23 protein-coding genes are annotated in these 23,987 nt (G+C 37.8%); 4 read left to right on the forward strand and 19 right to left on the reverse strand.

What is annotated here, in order from left to right:
• From RRG12_RS32560 to RRG12_RS32635, 16 genes are all read right to left on the reverse strand, one after another.
• The gene (locus tag RRG12_RS32560; RefSeq protein WP_069069036.1) at window positions 1–759 is read right to left on the reverse strand and encodes a class I SAM-dependent methyltransferase; all 759 of its coding nucleotides are present in this window, start codon (window positions 757–759) and stop codon (window positions 1–3) included.
• A 33-nt stretch (window positions 760–792) separates the two neighbouring features.
• A complete protein-coding gene (locus RRG12_RS32565; RefSeq protein ID WP_420762044.1) occupies window positions 793–2,988 on the reverse strand; it encodes a hypothetical protein in 2,196 nt (731 codons plus the stop codon).
• Between the two features lie 411 nt (window positions 2,989–3,399).
• Window positions 3,400–4,740, reverse strand: coding sequence for a glycosyltransferase family 4 protein (locus RRG12_RS32570; protein WP_420762045.1), 1,341 nt, complete (start codon window positions 4,738–4,740; stop codon window positions 3,400–3,402).
• The gene (locus tag RRG12_RS32575; protein ID WP_069069033.1) at window positions 4,731–6,080 is read right to left on the reverse strand and encodes a glycosyltransferase family 4 protein; all 1,350 of its coding nucleotides are present in this window, start codon (window positions 6,078–6,080) and stop codon (window positions 4,731–4,733) included. Before RRG12_RS32575 ends, RRG12_RS32570 begins: the two co-directional genes overlap by 10 nt.
• A complete protein-coding gene (locus RRG12_RS32580; protein WP_420762046.1) occupies window positions 6,077–9,250 on the reverse strand; it encodes a glycosyltransferase in 3,174 nt (1,057 codons plus the stop codon). The genes RRG12_RS32575 and RRG12_RS32580 overlap by 4 nt, the downstream gene beginning before the upstream one ends.
• A 5-nt stretch (window positions 9,251–9,255) precedes the next feature.
• Complete coding sequence (locus RRG12_RS32585; RefSeq protein WP_420762047.1) at window positions 9,256–9,723, reverse strand: hypothetical protein; 468 nt, start codon at window positions 9,721–9,723, stop codon at window positions 9,256–9,258.
• Window position 9,724: 1 nt separating this feature from the next.
• On the reverse strand, window positions 9,725–10,825 hold the full coding sequence (locus RRG12_RS32590) for a DegT/DnrJ/EryC1/StrS family aminotransferase (protein WP_420762048.1): 1,101 nt from the start codon (window positions 10,823–10,825) through the stop codon (window positions 9,725–9,727).
• Entirely contained in the window at window positions 10,825–11,238 is a 414-nt protein-coding gene (locus RRG12_RS32595) for a sugar 3,4-ketoisomerase (protein ID WP_069069029.1), read from the reverse strand. Before RRG12_RS32595 ends, RRG12_RS32590 begins: the two co-directional genes overlap by 1 nt.
• 7 nt (window positions 11,239–11,245) lie before the next feature.
• Complete coding sequence (locus RRG12_RS32600; RefSeq protein ID WP_420762049.1) at window positions 11,246–12,241, reverse strand: GNAT family N-acetyltransferase; 996 nt, start codon at window positions 12,239–12,241, stop codon at window positions 11,246–11,248.
• 13 nt (window positions 12,242–12,254) lie between these two features.
• The gene (locus RRG12_RS32605) at window positions 12,255–13,169 is read right to left on the reverse strand and encodes a glucosyl hydrolase (protein ID WP_069069028.1); all 915 of its coding nucleotides are present in this window, start codon (window positions 13,167–13,169) and stop codon (window positions 12,255–12,257) included.
• A gap of 4 nt (window positions 13,170–13,173) precedes the next feature.
• Complete coding sequence (locus tag RRG12_RS32610) at window positions 13,174–13,857, reverse strand: acetyltransferase (protein WP_420762050.1); 684 nt, start codon at window positions 13,855–13,857, stop codon at window positions 13,174–13,176.
• An 8-nt stretch (window positions 13,858–13,865) separates the two neighbouring features.
• The gene (locus RRG12_RS32615; RefSeq protein ID WP_069069027.1) at window positions 13,866–14,615 is read right to left on the reverse strand and encodes a methyltransferase type 12; all 750 of its coding nucleotides are present in this window, start codon (window positions 14,613–14,615) and stop codon (window positions 13,866–13,868) included.
• A gap of 28 nt (window positions 14,616–14,643) precedes the next feature.
• Window positions 14,644–15,900 (reverse strand): ABC transporter ATP-binding protein, encoded by a 1,257-nt coding sequence (locus RRG12_RS32620; protein WP_420762051.1) that lies wholly within the window; start codon window positions 15,898–15,900, stop codon window positions 14,644–14,646.
• Window positions 15,901–16,075: 175 nt separating this feature from the next.
• Entirely contained in the window at window positions 16,076–16,921 is an 846-nt protein-coding gene (locus tag RRG12_RS32625; RefSeq protein ID WP_420762052.1) for an ABC transporter permease, read from the reverse strand.
• A gap of 161 nt (window positions 16,922–17,082) precedes the next feature.
• A complete protein-coding gene (locus tag RRG12_RS32630; protein ID WP_420762053.1) occupies window positions 17,083–17,859 on the reverse strand; it encodes a Uma2 family endonuclease in 777 nt (258 codons plus the stop codon).
• A gap of 18 nt (window positions 17,860–17,877) precedes the next feature.
• The gene (locus RRG12_RS32635) at window positions 17,878–18,000 is read right to left on the reverse strand and encodes a hypothetical protein (protein WP_420762054.1); all 123 of its coding nucleotides are present in this window, start codon (window positions 17,998–18,000) and stop codon (window positions 17,878–17,880) included.
• Between the two features lie 169 nt (window positions 18,001–18,169).
• Here RRG12_RS32635 and RRG12_RS32640 point away from each other — a divergent pair, with 169 nt between their 5' ends.
• The 4 genes from RRG12_RS32640 to RRG12_RS32655 all read left to right on the forward strand — a co-directional run bounded on the left by RRG12_RS32640 (window position 18,170) and on the right by RRG12_RS32655 (window position 21,083).
• Window positions 18,170–18,361 (forward strand): DUF2862 domain-containing protein, encoded by a 192-nt coding sequence (locus tag RRG12_RS32640; protein WP_069069023.1) that lies wholly within the window; start codon window positions 18,170–18,172, stop codon window positions 18,359–18,361.
• Window positions 18,362–18,481: 120 nt separating this feature from the next.
• Window positions 18,482–19,582, forward strand: a complete 1,101-nt coding sequence (locus RRG12_RS32645) for an ArsA family ATPase (protein ID WP_420762055.1) — start codon at window positions 18,482–18,484, stop codon at window positions 19,580–19,582.
• A 92-nt stretch (window positions 19,583–19,674) separates the two neighbouring features.
• Entirely contained in the window at window positions 19,675–20,712 is a 1,038-nt protein-coding gene (gene chlG, locus RRG12_RS32650) for a chlorophyll synthase ChlG (RefSeq protein WP_420762056.1), read from the forward strand.
• Window positions 20,713–20,795: 83 nt separating this feature from the next.
• Window positions 20,796–21,083 carry a hypothetical protein gene (locus RRG12_RS32655; protein WP_420762057.1) on the forward strand — a complete coding sequence of 96 codons (288 nt, stop codon included), beginning with the start codon at window positions 20,796–20,798 and terminating at the stop codon, window positions 21,081–21,083.
• Between the two features lie 108 nt (window positions 21,084–21,191).
• On the opposite strand, the gene RRG12_RS32660 is transcribed toward RRG12_RS32655, so the two are convergent.
• The 3 genes from RRG12_RS32660 to RRG12_RS32670 all read right to left on the reverse strand — a co-directional run bounded on the left by RRG12_RS32660 (window position 21,192) and on the right by RRG12_RS32670 (window position 23,986).
• Window positions 21,192–22,148 carry an MDR/zinc-dependent alcohol dehydrogenase-like family protein gene (locus RRG12_RS32660; protein ID WP_420762058.1) on the reverse strand — a complete coding sequence of 319 codons (957 nt, stop codon included), beginning with the start codon at window positions 22,146–22,148 and terminating at the stop codon, window positions 21,192–21,194.
• 266 nt (window positions 22,149–22,414) lie between these two features.
• Window positions 22,415–22,987 (reverse strand): hypothetical protein, encoded by a 573-nt coding sequence (locus RRG12_RS32665; RefSeq protein WP_069069018.1) that lies wholly within the window; start codon window positions 22,985–22,987, stop codon window positions 22,415–22,417.
• A gap of 216 nt (window positions 22,988–23,203) precedes the next feature.
• Complete coding sequence (locus tag RRG12_RS32670; protein ID WP_420762059.1) at window positions 23,204–23,986, reverse strand: inositol monophosphatase family protein; 783 nt, start codon at window positions 23,984–23,986, stop codon at window positions 23,204–23,206.
• Between the last annotated feature and the right edge of the window lies 1 nt (window position 23,987).

The following is a 23,987-nucleotide window of genomic DNA, read 5'->3' on the forward strand; positions in this document are numbered from 1 at the left end:
TTAGTCTTTCCTAACCATTGTGAAAACCATATAAGCCCACCTATGAGGAGGGGTTATTTTGCTAAACAAACGAATCATCTGTGTAAGCAAACCACAAATTAGCTTACTCTCAGCCAGCTTTGGCAAGCCGAAATTATGATGTAGTATAAACCGAAAGAAGTTCCAAGGTTCTACAAATTTAGGTGCAAGCCCAGAAGTTTCTAGATTGTCTATTTGTTGAATTAACCTAGTAATGCGCTTTGGAGTAGACTTTATCACATATTTTTCAGCTTTAACCAACTTGCCAAAAACCCAAACGACAAAATTTAGACCGTTTGATTCAATAACAACAACCTGTCCCCCCACTCTGGTGAGCCGAGTCATCTCCTGAATCAGTTTAATTTGCTCAGATGGATTAATATGATGAATTACGTCTCGGCAAAAAACTAAATCAAAAGATTGATCAGGAAGCTGAACATTAGTCGCATCACCTACCATAAAATGAGCATCAAGAAAGTTTTGTTTAGCTAGTTCAATTTCCTCATAATTAATATCAATACCAGTAAAGGCAAAATTGTTACCAATAGCTTTCAGGTTAAATAAATTGCTACCAGTGCCGCATCCTACTTCCAAAACTTGAGAATCTGGGATAATGGGCAAATAGTTTAACAGTTTTCGTTCTGCCTTAGAAATAAATGCGTTTTCGGTTTGCCATCTAAATCGTTGTTGACAAGACTGAGCAAAATAATCGTCTTGATCTCTTGTAAAAAACTTAGACATTGTTAATTTGTTGTATATCTTGACTCTGACTATTTATTGGCTTTGATTCATATCTAGGTTAAGGAGTAAACGATGCTTGTTCCAATCACTTGGGCCACGATCAGTAACCAATAATGTAGACTGTGGTAAATAAATACCTAAACCAATAGCTTTTGCGCCATTAAGTTGATTAGCTTTAATTTTTACTGTGTCATGCCAAATTGTACCTTTAGTGACCATGTTTTTCGCATCATCTTGTTCATAGTCTGCCTGAGATATGATATTTTGTGATGCATCAAGAATATGAACAAAATTAAAATATTTCAAAGGCTGATCCTTTAAGCTTTGCCAAACAAGCTCGATTGTTAAGCCATCTTCTGTACGCTTAGTAAAAGCCCCCAACAGAATAAACTGGTTACTAAAACCAATATCTCGAAATTCAGGATAGCTTTTATCTATTAGCGTCTTTGCTGCATCAGCATTTATCCATTTGGCCGGATTAGCATTAAGAAAAACCTGTCTCCATTTATATTTACTTCTTAATTCATTCAGAGCCTTCTCAAGTTTTACGTTGTCAATAATTTTTAACAACCTTAATGATGTCTCAGATTCAACAACTAAACCGGCATTATCATAATTGATAGTACTTAACCAAGCATGAAAAAGATTAGTTTCAATAGCAAAGTCAGGCACTTCTGTATTTTTAAGGATGTTAATTCCTTCCAGTTGGTTTTTGATTGGATTATCTATCAGCAAATAATCGCTCGAAAGTATCTCAGAAAATCTAAAAGTAGATTCAGTAATCCAATTTAGTGGATATTGAAGATTAAAAGAGTTCAGATGAGGATACAACATTTTCTCATACAAACCAACACCTCCAAATATACCAGTTATATAACCTGTGCCTACAGAATAAACATTTAAATCAACTTTCTTTTTATTAGCATCTTCTAGCAATGATTTAGCTTGCTTTATCTCATTAGCTAAAGAACCAGAGGTGAGGTTAACACCTAAAATACGTTGTAACTCAATCGGCGGATTAGAAGTAAGTAAAAATAACAATAATAACATTGGAAAAACCAATGGAAATATCATAATTTTGAAATATTTATGAGATATTTCACTACATAAAATTTTGATTCTTGGAAATAATAAGACAATACAAATTAGAGCAAATGGGAAAAAGTAACGAATTTGTGATTGGTGAGTTCCTAGCAACCAAAACCATAAACCAATTAACAAAACACCCAATGCACTGATTAAATCTACTGGTAATGCTTTGAAAGACTTGATATTAGACTGCTTGCTTATACCCCAAAAACTAAATATTACACTCAAAAAAATGAATGTCAACCAATGCCAACCAAAAGACACGTGTATTTGTGCAATTAAAACTTGCAAATAATCTTTATCAAAAATTGATTCTTGCTTTAATATTTTTACAGCATTTCTACCATAAACCATGTTTCTAGTAGAGAAATAATGAGATGTTAAAGATAATAATAATCCAAGTACATAAACGAAAAAAAATGTACTTACACTTAAGATTAAATACTTACGAGTACTAATATTTCGTTGCCATTTACATTGGACAATCGCATATATTGCCCAAACAAAAAAAATGGTAGCCATCACCAAACCACCTGATGGCTTAATAAATAAACAGAATGTACTGGTAATAATTCCAGCAAACGTTAACCGCATAGAGGCTTCCTGAACACCCCGTATAACTAAGGCTGTTGCTAGAGCTGCTACAGAGGCAATAAAATTATCTACAAGTCCCCAGTATGTAGGCGAAGAAAGTCTGCTGTCTATACTCGGTTCAAAATGATAAAATAAGGGGAGCGTAGCAAACGCCAAACATAAAGCGACTAGTAACCATTGGTCTTTTAAAGTTACACAATAAGGCTTTGCAATTATCCATAGCGCTGCTACAAATAAAATAATGGGTAAAAAGATAGATCGAAAGAAAAATTCATCTGGATTATCCGAGAAACCAAACGGATAGGACATTAAAATCGTTCCGGGAGGTCTTGTTGTCGGTTCAATATTGAGAGGAGAAACCCAAGTCTGAGGTTCAAGAAATTGAAATTTTTGAACTGCATCCCAAAAGTTTTTAGCTTTCTGTGCATAAGTAAATGAGTCCCAGATAGGGGTTTGCTTGGTTAAGGAAATATGCTGAAATAGTAAAATTCCTAGCGTTGCTAAAGTTAAAACTAGAATTAGTAAAGGTAAATATTTTCTTTTCATAAATACATGGTGGGGAAGGATAAATAGATATTATTTATGACTATTTTTTTAGCATTATTCCCATTTCAATAAATAATGATTTTTAACAAGAATTAAAAATCCATTGATTTTAGTTACACCACATTAACTAGTGATTTATATTTAATAACAGTTTAAGTATCTATGTTAGAGGCTTGAGAACTACAATAGCTTGCCAATTTTTACAATTGTTGTGTGTATCAATTTAATGCACAGATTTAATACTTTTTCCACGTCATCGATTATCAATGAAGTTAAAAAAGTAAAACTGCTGTCTCACAAAGGTTTCAGCTTAGGCATTCCTGTTGCGACAAAAATGGATAAAGTCGAGCTTAGAAGCTGTAATGGAAATATTCATTCTTGTGACTATGCGGTGTATGAATTTATTTAAGCCTATTTTAGACTTTGATAAATATACTCCAGATCATTAATATATTGAAACATTGTTTTGCTAGGATGTAGTTGAATATTACGTTGTAGATTATCAATTAACACTGGCTCGTCTAAACATCGCTGCATTTGTTGAGCAAGATGACAATAGTCACCCAGTGCAAATAATAATCCATTGTGTTCATCTTTTACTAGCTCAGACATACCTCCCAAATCTGTGGCAATTACTGGTAAACCTAGGTGCAATGCAGCATATATAACTAAAGGGGTGTTTTCATACCATCTGGATGGTACTACTAAAAAGTCCACCTCTGCAAGCACATTGGCCATTTGTGAGGCTGGAAATGTCCCCGCAAAAAATATATTAGGATTGCTAGCTGCTAAATGCTGAAGATGCTTACTGTAACTGGGTAAATGGCTTAGGTTTCCATAAATTATTAGTTTGGCTTTTGATGACTGCTGGAGTCGTTGAAATGCTTGAATCAGCAAATCTGCACCTTTGTGTGGAGAAAGAGTACCAATAAAACCGAAATTTACGGTATCTCTTGGTTGCGATCGCTCTATTTTTGGTAAGGGTTCAATGCCGTAGGGTAATTTGATTAATTTATCACAAGGTAGACCATTACGAATAAATATTTCCCGCATCAAATCAGTAGGAACGATAATCAAGTCTGCGAAATTTACATGCTCAAGTATCCTCTGTTGGCGTCTAGGTAAAGCTTTTAAAGCATTCACAGCCTTAGATGTTGCTAATTTTGAGTGTAAACTAGAAGCGATCGCCATTCCTGCTTTCAGCACCTCATCTGGCAAATGGCGACTCCACTTGATAATTTCTGGTTGAGAACTATTATTCAAATAGCAGCGCAAGCATTCTACACCATCTGTATCTGGCCCCTGACATAACTGATTATTATATTTAAGTAACTGAATGGTTGGACAAACCAGCCAAAAGTCTGTAGCAGAATAAACTACAGCTATTCCTATAGATTTAATTGCCGGAATCACTTCAGTGGAGAGAAGCAAGCAATGATTAATATGTACTAAATCTGCTTGCCAAGCTTCTAAAAAACTCAAAATTATCTCCACTTGTCCTACAGACTTAAAATCACCTACAATGGGATACTTCTTTTGAGGAGTTATGCAAATCCTCAAAACAGTTACACCTTCATATTCATCTTCAACGCTAAACTTATCTGAAGTTCCTACTTGCAAAGATGGCTCACTACAAACAACTGCAACATCATGTCCTCTTTGCATTAACTCTCGCGCCATCTGCAAAGTTAAAATTTCTGTGCCGCCAGAGTATTTAGGAAGAAATTGATGCACCAAGATAGCTATACGCATGATTGCAATACATCTTGATAAACTTTGATAACTTCTTGAGTCATTATCTTCGTTGTTCGTGGGTATTCAGTTGTTTGCGACATTTTTAATGATGTCTCTGGATTCTGAATAATTTTTTGCATTATTTGCTCTAATTCCTGGACATCACCCATTTTAAATGTGTATCCATTTTTGCCTTCTTCAACAAATTCTGTCATTCCTTCTACATCTGAAACTATCACAGGTGTATGACTTGCCAAAGAATTTAATAGAACGAGCGGACTATTTTCATACCAACGGGATGGAATTACTAAGAAATCTAGATTAGAAAATATTTTTAACATTTCTTCTTTCGGAAAAGTCCCGCAAAATTTTACACTATAACCATTTGCTTTTTTATGTAAATTAAGCGAGTAATCTGGATCTTGCTTTTCTGAACCGAATAAATATAATTCTGCTGCTCCATAAGGAAGACGGCAGAAAGCATCAACTAATATATCTACTCCTTTATGAACTGTCATCTGTCCAATAAAACCAAACCTTATCGGTGCATTTATTGGTCGAGTTGATATTGTCAATATTGGCAAATCAATACCAAATTTGATGTCATAAATGGGTGCCGTTAGCCCATTCCGCACATAAGCTTTACGGAGAAATACAGTCGGAGCAATTACAGCTCGATAATAACGATAGTAATAACTTAAAAGGTCAGGCCTACAAGTTACATCTAGTACGGTTCCAGCAATTACTCCCCGTTGAAAGCCAGGAATTTTAATTAATAAATTTAGTGCTTTTGCTGTTATGAGAGACTGAGGATATTGCCCTACATAACGTTCTGCTAAAGTTGCTGTTGAAAAACTACTCCTTGCTTTCAACAAACACGCCAAGCAATTTGTCCTTTGACGGTTAGGCCCAAGACATAGAGAACCATCAGCTGCTTCTAATTTATTATTAAAGCAAAAACCATAAAAATCTGTTAGTGTCGCAACTGTAGGAATTTGCAGTTCATTAATTACTTCTAAAAGAATAGCAGTATGATTAATCAGGTGCGTAACATGAACAATATCTGGCTGAATATCAACTAATAGTTGTCGTAATAATTGACCTATTTCTGGTTGATAATAAGTATCTTTAATTCGCGTATTGGGAATATAGTTTTTATCTATACAATAAACAGGTAGACCATCATATTCATAATATGTAATGACATTATCAGTCTTTGGTTCACCTGAAAATCTTGCAGAAACTATTATTGGTTCATGTCCTAGTTTTTGCAAGTTTATTGCCAAGTCTAATGTGTAAGTCTCTGTACCATAGAAATGCTCTGGAAAAAAGCAATGAACAAATATCGCAACCTTCATAAATTCTCCTGTAAAAGCTCACTGTAGAGGCTGCTATAGCTTCTAATCATTGCTTCTACAGAAAACAATGCCTGTGCCCTTTGGCGATTTGCAGAACCAATTTTTAGTCGTTTCTCACGATTATCTAATAAATCAATAATAATTTCAGCTAGTTTACTGCTATCCCCAGGAGGAGCAAGTAATTCATTATTATTAATAATTTCTGCGATTCCTCCAATGTTATAACCAACAACTGGAATACCCATATTCATTGCAAAAGGGCTAACTTGTCCAAAGCTTTCTTTCCATACTGGTGCAACAAAAATACTCATTTTTTCGTAGAATGAAGGTAATTCTTCATAGGCAACATAGCCTGTAAAAGTAAATTTATCAGCAACTTTTGCTTTGTTCACAGCATCTTTATAAACTTCTAAAAAAAGCCCACCACCAACAATTAATATTTTTGTTTTTGGTCTTTTTTGAGCTACCTTAATAAATACATCAATAGAATTTTCATTTAGCTTATCTGCTTCTAGACGATAAACCATACCAATGCAATCTTTTGGAATACTTTTCTGGTTCTCTCTAGAAAACATATCAAAATTAGAACCAGGATAAATAGTCAAATGTTGAGAATGATCTAGTCCAAATGTATTTTTAACATAATTGCTTACATAGACGTATTTGTGACAAATATTACTAAAGTAAGGTTTTACAGGGGTATTAATATTTTCTACGACTCTGCAATTATTGTATTTTTGAACAGCATTAAATACATTTTCATACCAAGGAGTATCACAATCTCCCCAAAAATGTATATGCACTATTTCAGGACGAAACTGGTTTAAATATGATAAAATATCTTGTTCTACAGTCAAATTATGAATAGTTAATCCAGTATAACTTGGAGGATTAGGAATATAACTTGTAACTACTTCCTGTTCATAAATATGACCAAGGTGTTCAATTAAATCAATTACAAGACGTGAGGAACCTCCAGTCATAAAATTTGCGATCGCATGAACTATACGAGGTCGATTTGACTGAGGAGCCTGCAATATTTTAACTTGATAGGCTGTTGATGAAACAGTGGGATTTATAAGATTTACAACGCTATTAGGCTTTTTCACAAAACCCAAAAAACTTTTTAGCTTAAACCACTGGGTTCGCATTGTCCAAAATTTGCTACTTCGTATTGCGGCAATAGTAGTTTTTAGATGTTCTACTTCAGCTTCAGATTGTTGCAATTTAGACAGCATCGTAGCTTTCAAGTACTCTACATCCGGTTGAGTTTGTTGCAGAGAAAGCATTGTAGCTTTTAATTGCTCTACATCCGGTTGAGTTTGTTGCAGAGAAAGCATTGTAGCTTTCAATTGCTCTACATCCGGTTGAGTTTGTTGCAGAGAAAGCATCGTAGCTTTTAATTGCTCTACCTCAGGTTGAGTTTGTTGTAATTTAAATAACATTGTAGCTTTTAATTGCTCTACCTCTGTTTGAGTTTGTTGTAATTTAAATAACATTGTAGCTTTTAATTCATCTACTTCTGCTTGAGTTTGTTGCAGAGAGAGTATCTTAGCTTTTAATTGCTCTACCTCTGCTTGAGTCTGTTGCAATTTAGACAGCATTGTAGCTTTTAATTGCTCTACCTCTAGTTGAGACTGTTGCAATTTAGACATAGAAGTTGCTTCTCCATACTGAGAAATAGTCAACTTGTAAAGAAATTCTGATATCTTGCTTTTGTCAAGTTCAAGTTGACTGGTGTCCCAAATAGGATACATCGAATCTACTATATCTAGAAATTGTTTTGTTAAATCTGAATTGACGTTATCAATAAAATTTTGTAGTTCGTCTGTAGCATAATCTTTTAGCGGTAGTGGAAACAGGCCTTCTTCTTCAGAATTACAATTTTGCAGGCATTGTTGTAAAACTTTTGGTGTATGGTAAAGTTCATAATGCCTTCGAGAATAAGCCGCTTGTTCCTTCAAAATATCAGGAGTCAATGCCTGCAAATAACTATATAACTCATCAGGCTTTTGCCAGAAAAAAGCTTCTGGATAAACGATATCAATCCCACTTAGTACACGAGAGTTATAGTTTTTATGCCCAATAAACGGTGTACCTGAACCCATAATTTCAATAGATGCTCTCCCACCACCTAAAGGAAAAGAATTAAGATAGACATCTATCTGTTGCTCATGTATTGCCTGCCATAAACTTTTTACCCAAGGAATGTAAATGAATGCTTCTTGGGCAATACCTTTTGCTTCTAAACCTCGCCTAATTTGCTCTAAACTGTAATGCGATAGTTCCCCAATGTGTACATGTGTTCCTTGGGTAACATCTAAAATTTTTGGAACTTCTTCAATATAGCTGTATGGATAATTTTGCTCAAACTTGTTACCACTACCTGAAGAGCAAGTTCTTAGTTTGGCATTTGCTATAAATGGTAATTCACTTGAACGTGTCCCGGAATCTTCAACTACTAAAGGTATATATCTAGTATTGGCAACACCCAAATTATGCCGACAGTTGTAAAAACCAAAAGCGTGTGGATCAATATGTTTTGCGTGAGATAAATATAAGCCTAAACACAGTTGATGATCACAGTGATGGTAAAAAATTAATTGTTGGGCAAGATTGGGTTGTACAGCTGCAATAGCTACAGCATCTTGCCAATGATTGAACAAAAACACCTGACTTAATTGCTTTTCTGCCAACTGATCTTGCAACCAAAGAAGTTTCTCTAGCAAGCTACTTTGTGGGGCCCACTCGATTTGTACATTTAGGGATGAAAACCGATTTAAAATAATTTTACGATTAACTGTATTAAATATATCTGTAATTAAAATTATATGTTTTTTATGTGGCTGCGCTTTAATCAAATCTTCTAAGACTGCGGTATGTCCACCTGTTTTATAAAGTTCGGTAGCTATATATATAATGTTTTCGTTGTTATTATTAGAGTGTGAGTCGATTGTCAATAGTCGTTTTTGATATTCTAAAGCTTTAGCACCAATCTGCTGGCATAGTTTATCTAAGGTTGCCGAACCAAATACTTTAGCTGTGGCTCGCTCATCTCTAATAATTTTTTCAACAAAGTTAATAAGGAAACGCAGAGGACTTTCTAAATCTCCCGATTTAATATATTCAGCTACTTTAGATTCTATCTTCAAAATATAATTGTTATACATAAATACTACAAAATCGCTAAAATCAATTGACTGCTAAATTTAATACAAATATCATCCCCAAGAAAAGGATTTTGGAAAACAAAATAAGGATCGTAACCACATACCATCCAAGTTTCTTGATTTTTTAAATCTATATGTATCTGATGCTGATTAATTGAGTTATCCCCTGGATTACAGTTTATTCTCTCCAATTCTAATGCTTCTGTTTCTTGAAGACGGATAATTTCAAAGTTAGGATTTTTATGGAGAGAAAATAAAAAGCCAGGGTCTATCCGTAAGTATTTCGGTGATTTGGATAACCTAACTTTAATATCAATAAGCTCACCAAATCCAACAATGGTTGAAACTAATAAGCTGTGAGATTCCTGAAAATCTAATGTATCTGCATATAATAGTTGCAAAGTGAATTGAATGTTGTTTAGCTGTTTTTCAGATAAAATTTTAGTAACTAATGACGACGAGTAAAAATTCACTTTAAAAATCCTCGTTGAAATAACTTACAATTATTGATACTTGCTCCTCTGTGAGATGGGGATGTAAGGGTAGACTCAGAACTTCCTTGGCTAGTCGTTCTGCGATCGCAAAACTTCCTTCATGCCATCCACTACCAATATAAGCACCTGACAGATGGGGTGGAATTGGATAGTGAATCAGTGTACCAATGCCAGCTTGGCGCAAATGTTGCTCTAGTCCGTATCTTTTGGGGTGACGTACAACAAATAAATGCCATACTGACTCAGCCCAGTTAGGTACAAAAGGCAAGGTTAGGTTAGCAGTTTTGACTAGTCTTTGCAAGTATTGTTCCGCTATGTAAACGCGACGAGAATTCCATTCATCTAGTTTAGTTAGTTTCACTCTCAAGAATGCCGCTTGCAATTCATCCAGTCGGCTATTGTAACCCTGAATTTCATTTTCGTACTTTACACGGGAACCATAATTACGCAGTAAGCGAACTTTATCAGCTAAATCTACATCGTTAGTTGTTACTGCTCCTCCATCGCCGATCGCTCCCAGGTTTTTGGTAGGATAAAAACTGAAACCTGCTGCATCCCCCAAACTACCTACACGATGATCCTTAAATCGTGCTCCATGAGCTTGAGCAGCATCTTCAATCACTTTGAGATTATATCGGTGTGCGATTGTGTTTATAGCATCCATGTCTGCTGGTTGACCATAAAGATGCACTACCAAAATAGCTTTTGTGCGTTCAGTAATTGCAGCTTCAATAAGTTGAGGATTGATATTATACGTTTTCTCATCTGGTTCCACTGGTACAGGTGTTGCTCCAGCGTAGGAAACTGCTAGCCAACTGGCAATATAAGTGTTGGCTGGCACAATTACTTCATCACCATTACCGATGTTCATTGCTCTCAAGATGAGATGCAAAGCATCTAAACCATTACCTACACCAATGCAATATTTTGTTTGGCAGTAAGCAGCAAATTCAACTTCAAAAGCTTCGACTTCTCTACCAAGAATATACCAGCCAGCTTTCATGACTCGTTGGTAAGCCGCATCAAGTTCTTCTTGAAGTTCCAAATAGGAAGCCTCAAAATTGAGAAAAGACACTCTCATTATTGCTCACCCCGGACAGATGTTAAAAACCCTTGATAATCTCTGTAATAATCAGTTTCATCATAAATGGTGGAAGCTAAAACCATGCATACAGAACCAGAAGAGAAGTTATTAAGTTCTCGCCATATCATAGGGCAAACATAAAGACCATAATAAGAACGGTTTAAGTGGAAGCTTTTTTGCTGAGTTCCATCATCTAAGACAACATCAAAGCTACCAGACATGGCGATAAACAATTGTTGTAATTGCTTATGAGCATGACCTGCTCGTTCTGCACCTCCAGGTACATCGTATAAGTAATAAACTCTCTGAATTTCAAAAGGAATATGTCTCCCACCTTCAATAAAAGTAAGGTTGCCACGAGGATCGGTAATTTTGGGAAGAGTAATCAGTTTACAGCTCTCAACGCCCATTTATACATCATCCTCTTAAATTCATTTCGTAAAATTCATGCACTACACCACTAGCTCCAAATTCGGATTTAAATTGATAAAGACTAGTATTAAGATATTTACCTTCATTTTCAGTGCTGATGCCAAAACTAAAATAACGTTTACCTAAATCTTTAGCTTTGTCAATACAGATTTGAAAAATTGCATCTAGCAGACCCAATTGATAACCTTTGGGACTTGAAGCTATGTATTGGGCGTGTACTACTTGTGGAGATAAAAATAAGACAACACCTCCCAGTATCTGAGTTCCATACAAACCAACAATAAACTCAATATTATTTGGAAACAATGAATATAAATGAATAATTTCTTTGGCTGAATGAACAGGCTGCACCCCATATTTTTTAGCTAAATTATCTTCTATAACTGACCAAAGATGCCCAGCCAATTCAAAGCCAAAATCTACTTTAATTTCGTTTTTTTGAGCTTTCTTGAGTCCTCGCTTTCGTCGTAGGCTTGGCTCTGGTTGATTAGTCAGATCAATAGCACAGGAAAGATCGCAACGATAGCGCACTGCGCCCATACGAAAAAGTGCATACAAATCATCAGCAGATGGTACTTGATGGTAAATGTTTGGCACTACCTTATATCTAAGTGCTTCAAATCCATGACTAGCATAGTAATGCCGCAGTGCTTTAAAAGCCTCAAGCATATTTGCACCGCGTAAACTACCTGTATGCAACAAACCACCGTAAGTTATGCCAGGATGACTAACTACTCTTTTACTATTAGATGGATCTATCGCTGCTGGAAATAAACCGACTAGTCGATTTTTCTCATCCTTAATAATTAAGGATACATCCTGAAATCGATCAGCATGGTAGGAAAGATAGCGACGAGTTTGGAGGAATGTAGCCATTGGTGCGGTAGCTAAAAATTCATCCCACATAGCAAAGTTATCTTCGGAGTAAGGGAAAATTTTTAGAGAACTATTGTCTGCTACATACTCCTCAGCTATATCCATAGTAATTTGTCTCTCACTCCTGTAAGATTGCAACTCCAAATCCTGTTTCTCCGTAGTTATTTCCGTTGTAAAACATATAAGTGCCGTATTTTGTTTTTTGGATGCACGCCATACTAATCATTTGTGAATCCCAACCACTATCAGACACATCAATACCAACTTGCTGATCTTTACGCAGCCAGGTTTTACCATCTTGGGATTCAGCATATCCTAATCGATAGCCCTTGCTGATATAACGGATGGAATACCACATTTTGTATTGACCATCTTCTTTAATTACAAACGGCCTACCAAATCCATATTCATCTTCATTAGCTAAATCTAGACAGACAGTACCTTGTTTCTCCCAGTCGGTTTGATTTTTCGATTCTAGGTAGCGCATATTGTAGCTAGGAACTTGTTTACCATTAACATCAATCCATTTGCTACCAGCTATATACCACATTTTCCAATGTCCATCTTCAAGATGAACATGAGCTGCTGTACGTACAAAAAGTTCGCGATCGCTTCTCTCCAAAATTGGTACTTGGGAATATCTTTGAAAACTTTCACCATTATCCTCACTAATTGCTAAACCCATCAACAAGAAGTAGCGAACTTTTATACCTAATTGCCAGCCTACATAATATAAATACAAACGCTCTTGATATTTTAATAAGCAAATAGGTGTAACACCATTATCATCAAAGGTACCTGGTTGACCAATATCTAACACAGGTTTATCAGAAACTTGTAATATCTGAAGCGGGTTTCTTGCTTCAAGATCGACAAATCCAACACGTCCAACTTTATGACTATCTAAAAATGCTACATAAACTCTGATCCTTTCCTCATCTAGCATCATGGAAGTAGGAATATAAGCATGGGAAATAGCCCAGTCCTTTTCCCCGTTAGCTACATAGACTAATCCCAGTTTTTTCCAAATCATTAACCTACTCCGGTAGTTTGAAGAAGCGATAAGTGGTTAGCTTTGCAGGTTCTATATGTGGTATACGGTAAATTTCTCCTAATTTTGTATCTTTAGTTATAGTCACATTAGGCCCAATCCAGCAATCTCTCTCAATTTTGAGATTGTTGCTGATGGTTGAATTTACACCGAAAAAACAATTTTTTCCCACCTCAACAAAACCAGAAATCACGACATGGGAGGAAAAAAAACAATTATCTTGAATAATTGAATGATGCCCAATATGATTTCCACTCCAGAGAATCACATTATTTCCTAATTGTACAAATGCTTGAACAACATTATTTTCAAATATAAAACAATGCTCCCCTAATTTGACATTTCTCCAGATAAAAGCTTTGCTGCTGATGTAGCTTGCTAGGCTATATCCTTTATCTTTAGCCTGCTTGCATAGCCTAGTTCTTAACCGATTTAACTGGGTATAGACAATGGCTACAAATATCTCATATTCACGGGGACTATAAACTTCTTCTATGGATTCAAAGGGAACTACAGGTATTCCAAATAAACTATTTTTCTTGAGATAATCTTTTTCTACGCTAAATGCTACTACTTCGTATTCTGAATCATAAGTAAAATACTCATAAGCAACTTCAGCAAAAGCACTGTCACCCACAATTATTAATTTGCGATTTTTATTTATTTTCATAACTTAAATCAAGGTTTTCTAATGAGAATATCTTCCCGCCTATTTGCCATCGGTAAATCTGATTTTTGAGGTAAAATATAGGTATCAAAGCCTTGATTTCTCGCTCTAGTAACTAAAGCTAAAATTACGGAGTCATCAATTAGATGGTGCTCAATTTTATTAAATGATACTTCTGGCAATTCTTCTTTACCTGTAAAATTTTGGTGAAATTTAATTCCATTTTGGCTACTAAAAAAACGCTTCCTTTTAGATATATTGGGTATATCTCCTATTAGCATCTCCCCGCCATCAGACATTAATTCAAGGGAGCTATCCAAAAAATTCCATATATTTGACTCAACAAAGATATAATGTAGTACGCTATAAGTTAATATGACATCCACTTTACCTCTATATTTATTAAATAAATCATTACAATCAGGGTAATAACCAATAATTTTTTTTATAAATGGTTCATTTGGTAAATGAGATAGCATTTCATCTGAATCAATTAGAATCAAAGTGTGTTCATTTTTTCGACATAAATCAATCAGCATGAGAGGTAATTCACTACAACCAGGCCCAATATCAAGAACCACTTTATTCTGTGTATATAACAAGGGCAATTTGCTAATAATATCCTCAAATATAAAATGCTCTTTACCTTGTCGATAAGAGTTAGGAAAACCTATTTTTTCATAGCAGCTTAAAGAATCATCTTTTGCCATTTTCCGAAAATCGCCAAATGACAAATTAGCAAATCTATTGTAATCATTCATGTTTGAGTAATTTAATATTATGAATTGATCATGAGTGAGTGTAATTCAAAGGATTGGTTATTTTTAAAAAATCAAATTCTACATTTGCATACACCATACCTGGAAAACGATCTAGTGGATCTTGTGCTAAATTGGATTGAAAAACAAGAGCATTTTCTATAATATCTATAAAAATATGTTGTTGATTGATAAATACAGGTAATTCTATGCCAATTGTAATAGTATATACTCCGCAGTTTAAAATATTTGTACCTTTTATTTCGATAACATAAACCTCTCCTGCTTTTGCTGAAGGCATTTCTATTCTCTTAGCTGTGGTAACATAAGCAATCAGCATTTGTCCTTTTAAATCTCTCAATGAATACCCAACACAAAATGAGGGTAGGTCTTTTTTAAAGAGAATAGAAACCTGAATAGTAAAGTCTTCTTTAAAGTCAAGTTGTTCAGTGGGACGATACTTGCTGTTGAGCAGCTTAATATCCAATATTTTTGCACTTTCATCACCGTAGCGGTGAGCACCTTCAGCAAACTTGCCTTCCTGAACAGTAGATACAAATATTTCAGATACAGTAGATTGCCGATCTAAAGTATTATCTTGTGTTGCTTTTTCATTTTGAGTAATAGCTAGAATATTCTTATTTATTAGTTCGACTTGTTGCTTCAACTCCTGATTCATTTCACTGTTAATAATACTTATATAAGTATCTACCACCTCTGAAGCTTTACCAATTTTCAGCAGTTTTCCTTTTTCGAGAAACGCACATCGCTGACAAAGGCTTTTAACTGAACTAGTATCATGGCTAACAAACAGCACCGTTACCCCTGTTTCCATCATCTGCCGCATTCGTGCCATGCACTTCGCCTGAAAAAACATATCCCCTACAGCCAAAGCCTCATCCACAATTAGGATATCTGGGTCAACGTGAATCGCTGAGGCAAAAGCCAACCGGACATACATACCACTGGAATAGGTTTTAACAGCCTGGTCGATAAAATCTCCAATATCAGCAAAAGCAGCAATTTGATGGAAGCGCTTATCCACCTCTTGTCTGGAAAGCCCCATGATTGCCCCATTCATATAGACGTTTTCTCGTCCCGTGAATTCTGGGTTGAAGCCAGCGCCCAATTCCAGCAGGGCAGCAACACGTCCATTCACTTGAACTACTCCACTGCTGGGGGTTAAAGTACCGCAAATCATTTGGAGCAGAGTGGATTTACCTGCACCATTACGTCCAATGATGCCTATAGTTTCACCCTTCATCACCTGGAAGGAAACATCTTGCAATGCCCAAAACTCTTGAGCATAGGTTCTTTCTGGTAATAAAATTTCTTTTAACCGATCAGCCGGTCGAGTATATCGCTTGTAGCATTTCGAGACATTGTTGAGGAAAATTGCAATTTCTTCTCCCATAGTTTTATTATCAATCCTCAAAATTTCTAGTTATTAAAGCACCAATGTTTCACAATACATCAGCAAATGCTGTTCGCAAACGTTTATACACATAAAATCCGCTACAAAACGTCACAAATGCAATTATTGAGGCCACTCCCCATTCACCCCAATGTTCAACCTTTCCAACTAAAATTAAATCACGATAAACTTCAACTATGGCTGTCATGGGATTGAGCCAAAATACCATACTTCGCCATTCCTCTGGAATTGACGATGCCGGATAAATAATCGGTGTCAAATACATCCAAATATTTAAAACTACTGCTAAAGTCTGGGGAATATCTCGCAAAAATACCGTTAGTCCTGCTGTTAAATAGCCTAAACCTGCTGTTAATAATAACTGTGTGAGCCAGATCAAGGGTAATAATGCCAAGGTAGGATGTAAAGTATGAGCATTTATTGCTACAAAAAAAATCAACATTATTAAACCAAAAGCACTTTCAACAAACGTTGATAAAATTGGTACTAATGGTAGCAAAGCTAGGGGAAATACCACCTTCTTGACTAAATTATGCTGTTTTACTACTGAACTAGCAGACTGTGTTAAACCCCCTGAAAAAGCAAGCCAAGGAAGTAAGCCTGCAAACAGCCATAACCCAAAGGTGAAGTTATTTTCTGGTAAGCTTTTGATACTCAACTTTACCTTCAGCACAACTGAAAATACATAAGTGTAAATTAACAATTGTGAGAGTTGATTTAGCAAAGGCCACAAATTTCCTAAAATAGAACCCTTGTATCGTGATTCTAAATCTCGCCTAACCAAAGTTCTCAGCAAGTCAAACTTTGTCCACCACTTTGGATTGACTGGCAGTATGCGCTTCAGTCTTGCTGCTTTACGTACAAATCCTTGCATTGTTTGTAATAAATCCTGCTTCCTTGTTCACTACTCATACACCCAATTTCTCTTTATAAGGCTTCATAGCCATGAGAGTAACCTTGTCTTCTTTGGAGAATACATCATTAACTATAAAATCGTACCGAAATTATGTTGGCAACGCTGCTTTCTTTTTTTGCTTAACTCAAGCTATCTGGATTAATTCCCTGCGATCGCAAATATTCTGCCAATCGCTCTGCCCGTTGATATTCTTGTTCAGCCCGTTGGCGTTCTTGTTCAGCCCGTTGACGTTCTTGTTCTGCTTGTTCTTTTCGCGTAGACACCCAACCGGCTGAATTATACCAACGCAGCCACAAACCTGTTGTCTGTTGATAAGAACCTTGCCAAAGACCCAATCCGAGTTCTAACTCTTCCAACCATAAGCGGTTCTCTGGTAAAGATATTGCTTCATAGCGAGTGCCTGTGAGTTTAAAGGCACGCAAATGATTTTTATAGCGATCATAGACAATGTAGTAAGGAACCCTCAAAATGCGTTCGTATACTTCCCACTTGGTTGGAGGTCGGTTTACTTCCCGCAGTGTTTTTCCTAAATCTTCTTGTTCTGTACCTGGTGAAAGTAATTCAACTATTAAAAATGGATCAATTCCTTCTTGCCAAATTACGTAACTTAAGCGTAGGTCTTGCTGTTGGCTAGCACTAGGTAATCCTAAAACCATATACCAGTCAGGACGCTTGTACCACAAAGTATGGCGGGGATCATAGTAAAGATTTAAGTCGCTAGCAAGTAAAATTTCCTCAGATGGATAAGTCAAAGGCTGACAAGTTTCACTGAGTAAATCAGCCTGAATTCGGTGAAATTCATCTGGCAAACCTGATTCCCCAACTAATTCACTGGGTAAATCATACATCGTAGGCATGGTTTCCTGTGGCGGACGCGGTGGATCTGTTTGATACATGACTACTACCTTCGTTGCTTAACTCAAGCTATCTGGATTAACTCCTAACGATCGCAAATGTTCCACCAACCGTTGCGATCGCATCTGTTCTTGTTTCAAGGACAATTGCGCTTCCAATGCCTGTTGCACTGTGACAAACATGGGTATCGACCTGCTTGGTTGTTGATTTAATTTTAAGCTGTTAAGTCAGGAGTTAGAAGTCAAGAATTGGGAATTTTCTTCTTCATCTCCCTCATCTCTACTGAATTTGTGAGAGCAGAGTCACGGTTTCCGCTACACTGAGACTTGGTTTATTGCATTGTAATCAGGCATGGAAATCGGACAAAAGGTTAAAGTCTATCGTTTGCGCGATCGCGTTTCTCCCCCAGTTGTGAAAAAACTCGGACAAGTGGGTATCATCCAAGGCTACAAAGTCACCGATGGTGGTGGAATCGGTGTAGTGGTGCTCTTTGACGATAATTATTCCACTTGGTTTTTTGAAGATGAAATCAAACCTGTGTAGTTGTGAAAAACTTAGAGCCGGGTTTTTCTTGGCATCTGAATTTTAAAGCACAGGTTGAGAGTCTTTGTTGAGTGCTAAGTTGGAATTGAAAAGCTCGGCGGTGAAAATAGGAATCAAGTAATGGCTCTAATATTGACATTTTTGGGCAAAGGCGGCATCGCTCGTACCAAAATTGCGATCGCCGCAGCCAAATTATTGGCAAGTCAAGGCAAGCGTGTACTCCTAGCAGGACAAGCAGAACCAACGTTGCAAATCCTGCTGGGTACTCCCATTGCTGCCGACCCCCAGGAAATCGCTCCTAATTTGCAAGCAGTCCAGTTTCAAGCATCTGTACTACTAGAACGCAACTGGGACGAAGTAAAGAAACTTGAGGCGCAATACCTCCGCACCCCCATCTTCAAAGAGGTTTTTGGTCAAGAACTGGTAGTATTACCAGGGATGGACAACGCCCTAGCCCTGAATGCTATCCGCGAATATGATGCCAGTGGCAAATATGATGCGATCGTCTACGATGGCACGGGTGACTCTTTAACCTTGCGAATGTTGGGCTTGCCAGAATCTCTGAGTTGGTATGTCCGGCGATTTCGGCAATTGTTTGTCAACTCCGATTTGGGGAAGACGATTACTGAATCGCCCTTGATTCAACCGCTGATTAGCAGTTTTTTCAATGTAAATTGGACAGCAGATAACTTTGCAGGGCCTACTAACCAAGTCAATAATTTCTTAGAAAAAGGGAGAGCCGCTCTTGCCGATCCTAAGCGTCTCGCTGCTTTCTTAGTAACTACAGGAGATCCCCTTGAGGTAGCAAATGCTCGTTATTTGTGGGGTAGCGCTCAACAAATCGGTTTAACTGTCGGTGGTGTTCTGCTTGTGTCTACTGAAACGAATGTCAACCTGTCAGAGGAATTTATACCTCTACCTGTGAGCGTCGTTCCCGACTCGCCAACAGGTGACTGGCAACCATTGATAGACGCCCTACCCAACTTTGAAGCACAAGCGCTACAAGCTCCTAAACCAATTGAAATAGACATCCACAATCGTCAGGTACGCCTATTCTTGCCAGGATTTGATAAAAAGCAGGTCAAGCTTACTCAATATGGGCCAGAAGTCACTGTGGAAGCAGGAGATCAGCGACGCAATATCCCCTTACCCCCGGCTCTGAGTGGCAGACCCGTTGCTGGAGCAAAGTTTCAGAATAATTATTTGATAATTTCGTTTTAATTTAGTTAGGAGTTAGGAGTGAAGAGTTAGGAATAAAACAATAATTCATAACTCCTAACTCTTAACTCCTCACTCTAAAAAAAATAGGCATTATGTCAGAATCAACTCCCATTACCCCAGACCCAAACCCATCTGAGGCATTAGCAAATAATCCCAGTGAGCAAGCAATAGCATCTAGCGATCGCAGTGCGAAAACTAGGCAACTACTGGGGATGAAAGGTGCATCTGCTGGGGAAACCTCAATTTGGAAAATCCGTTTGCAGCTCATGAAGCCGATTACCTGGATTCCCTTAATTTGGGGCGTAGTCTGTGGTGCGGCTTCTTCTGGTAACTATACTTGGACACTGGAAAATGTATTGAAGGTAGCAACCTGTATGTTACTGGCTGGGCCATTGATGACAGGTTACACCCAAATCCTCAATGACTACTACGATCGCGAAATCGATGCCATCAATGAACCCTATCGTCCGATTCCCTCTGGGGCAATTCCCCTACCCCAGGTAATTATTCAGATTTGGGTATTACTGATTGCTGGTATTGGTTTGGCATTTGTGCTGGATGTGTGGTCTGGTCATGAATTCCCGACAATTACAGCGATCGCAATTATCGGTTCTTTCATCGCCTACATTTATTCTGCACCTCCCCTGAAACTCAAACAAAACGGCTGGTTAGGTAGCTATGCCTTGGGTGCAAGTTATATCACCCTACCTTGGTCTACAGGACACGCTTTGTTTGGCGAACTGAATTCCACAATTGTGATTTTGACAATGTTCTACAGCTTGGCTGGATTGGGTATTGCCATTGTCAATGATTTTAAGAGTGTAGAAGGCGATCGCCAGTTAGGATTAAATTCACTACCTGTAATGTTTGGCATCACCGCCGCATCTTGGATTTGTGTAGTGACAATTGATGTTTTTCAAGGATTGATTGCAGCTTATCTCGTCAGCATCCATGAGAATTTGTATGCAGCAATACTAGTACTGTTAATCATCCCGCAAATCACCTTGCAAGATATGTATTTCTTGCGCGACCCCGTGAAGAATGATGTTAAGTACCAAGCTAGCGCCCAACCTTTCCTTGTTCTAGGAATGCTCGTCACCGGTTTAGCGCTGGGTCATGCTGGCGTTTAACTTCTACTTCTATAGTGAGAAGTTAGAAATTAGGAGTTAGGAGGTAATATACTTCTAACTCCTAATTTGTATCAGGACATACCGTGTTTAAACTGATATCTTTCCTCATTCATGGGATTGAGCCTTTGTTAGTCCCGATTTGCTTTGTTGTAGCTTGGACTGTAATTATTCTCGTTGTTTGGAGTCTCTGTGCGGCGGCGCGAGATAGTTTGACAACAGCCAAGCAAATGCATCAAATTCCTTGTACTGGTTGCCAATTTTTTACCGACAATTATCGTCTTAAATGTACTGTACGCCCATCTATTGCCAATACAGAAGAAGCGATCGATTGTTCTGACTATCAACCGAAGACTAATCCTTATCTCTATTAGGGAGCAAGGGGAGCAGAGGGAGCAGGGGGAGCAGGGGAAGAAGAATTAATAACCAATGCCCAATGCCCAATGCCCAATGCCCAATGCCCAATGCCCAATGCCCAATGACTAATGACTAATATCTAACAATATTTTCAAAACACCCCGACTCTGAGCGTGTTCAAAAGCCGCAAGCCCTTCAATAAGAGGGTAGGTGGCATGAATCAGGGGTTGCACGTCAACTTTTCCTGTAGCTAGTAGCTGAAGGGCTGGGGCAAAGGGACCACAACGAGAACCGATGAGGGTGATTTCATCTACTACTAAAGAAGAAGCATCCAGGCTGAGTTTGCCAGAATAAGTACTTTTCAGTACAAGCGTACCACGGGGACGTAGGGCGCGGCGAGCGATCGCAAATCCTTCTGGATTACCAGTACATTCTACTGAGATATCGAAATATCCATCTTTCACAGCATTAGCTAAACCAGTTTTAATCCCCCGTGCCTCTAAGTTAGCCAGTTTGTCTTGATGACGCCCCACAGCTAAGAGTTCACAGCCGGTTAAGGCTAATGTCTGGGCTACCAACTGCCCTAGTTTGCCATCTCCAACCACTAGCACCCGATTATTTGGATGTAATGGCACTTGCTGCTGAATTTCCAAAGCTGCTGCTACAGGTTCAGCAAATGTTGCTACTTCTGTTGGCACATTCTCAGGTACGAGATGCAGATTCTCTATCGGCAAACAGAGATATTCACCAAAGGCTCCGTTGCGGTTGACAATACCCAAAACTGTACGATTTTCGCAGTGAGTTGATTGTCCGCTGCAACAAAAGCGACAATGCCCACACACAGCGTTGATTTCTCCAACTACGCGTTTATTAACTAAGTGTTCTGGCCCTTGTTCAACGACGCCGACAAATTCATGCCCCAAAATACCAGTGTAAGGATAGTAGCCTCTGAGTAATTCCAGGTCAGTGTTACAGATACCGGCACGCAAGACGCGTACTAAAGCTTCTCCTGGTGGCGGTTCAGGAACGGGAATATCTGTACGTAATTGCAACTGATTATTTTCGAGCCAAAGTCCTTTCATTCTTTTTCACCACATATTTGGGTCTGTTCGCGAAGCGTCTCGTAGAGAAGTCCCGTGCTTCACGCAATGCTTTAAAGTAATGAGTTTCATCGTGGATGAAAAATGGGTATTTACTCATTACTTATTACTTATTACTCATTACTCCTTCTTAAGAGCGCCTTTAGGTCGGTGAGTATGTCAAATCCTTTGCCTAATTATGTTGTCATAATCACTTTGAAAAATGTTTACAAATATAAGGGCAAACATTTGTACTGATATACCCATACCTATGTCTCTGTAGAAGGTATTTCTTTAATTTTGGTTACATCAACTTTGCTTAACCAAGTAACTAAGTCTTCTGAGCCAAGTGCAATCTCACTTCCCAAGGTTTTGATATAGAGAAGTCCGTCACTGATAATTAAATCTCTAATTGGATACCATGAATCTCGTGTTCTAATCAGAAGTTCTAACGGAATCCCTGATCTTGAACTATGCTTGCAATATTTCCACCAGGCTCGCCATAGAATGACACATTTAGTACAGTTCATCTGATAGCCTTTGGGAACTTCGCAGTATTGATACTGATAGAAACCCCGACTATCTACTTCTCCTTTGAGGATATAACTATATTCTGCTAATGCCTGATTGATCAATTCCCACTGGGTTGATTTTGGAGAAATCGAGAATTCAGATAAGGTGTTAGATAGTTGAACAGTGGCAATTACGCCTTCAGATTTTGCTGTCAGTTGGTTGATTTTATACACTGTTTGCGCTGTCAAAGCAGGATTTGACAACAAAATATCTTTTTTTTGAATAGAGTTTTGCACAAACTCTCGAATTAAATCTAGATTAGACAACATAAAATTTTTTATACTAAATTAACCAGTGTAATGAAAGTCACAACACTACTTAAATTAATAACTACACTGGTTTTGCACTTAAATCAGGATTATTACCAGCTTTATTTATACTCAATTCTTTGTTGAACTAGGGTTTTGTTAAGTTTAATATCGAGTATGCTATTATCCACTAGGCTGGTTGACAAAATTACTCTTTTCAAATATTTAGGCAGCAAATTAAATTTTTACACCTTCGAGAAAAGGTTGAAATACCGGAACTAATTCGGGACGACTAACCACAAGGGTAGGAAAAGAGCGATCGCTATAATCTTCTCCTGGTGACAACGGAAACGGTTCTGACTTCAGCGATGACCATACCCCACCAGCTGCTTGGACAATTACCCAAGCCCCTGCTATATCCCAAACTTTTGGTGTCGCCTCAATCCCACCGAGAGTAGCCCCAGTAGCAACCGTCAAAAAGTTATAGCTAGCTACACCCAACATCCGAATTTTACAGGGAAAGCCGTTTTTGATAACTGCGGTGCTACGAGAACAGAGGTTAAAAAAGTGATTGCTGCTGGGACTATCAACACTTGTGTGGATGGGGTGGTGGTTGAGAAATGCTCCTATTGGTGTTGCCAAACCAGATGAACCTGCCCAGAAACCATGAAAAGCTTGATTTAGAGTTGGTGCGTAAACATACCCAAAAATGGGTGTGCCTCGATACAATAAACCCAGAGATATTGTCCAGAGAGGAATGCCGCGTGTGAAGTTGGTTGTACCGTCGAGAGGATCAATTACCCAGCACCACTCAGTACCGGGAAATGACTGATCACTCTCTTCGCTCAAAATGCCGTAACCAGAGAAATTAGAAGCGATCGCATCTCGAATTTCCTGATCTGCCCATTTATCTGCTTGCGTCACCAAACTACCATCAGCTTTTTGGTCAGCCTGTACTTTCCCAAAATCTTGCAATAGCTGCTTGCCCACCCTGGTAGTGGTAGTTTGGGCAAAATCCAGA

Source organism: Nostoc sp. CALU 546, from assembly GCF_048836525.1.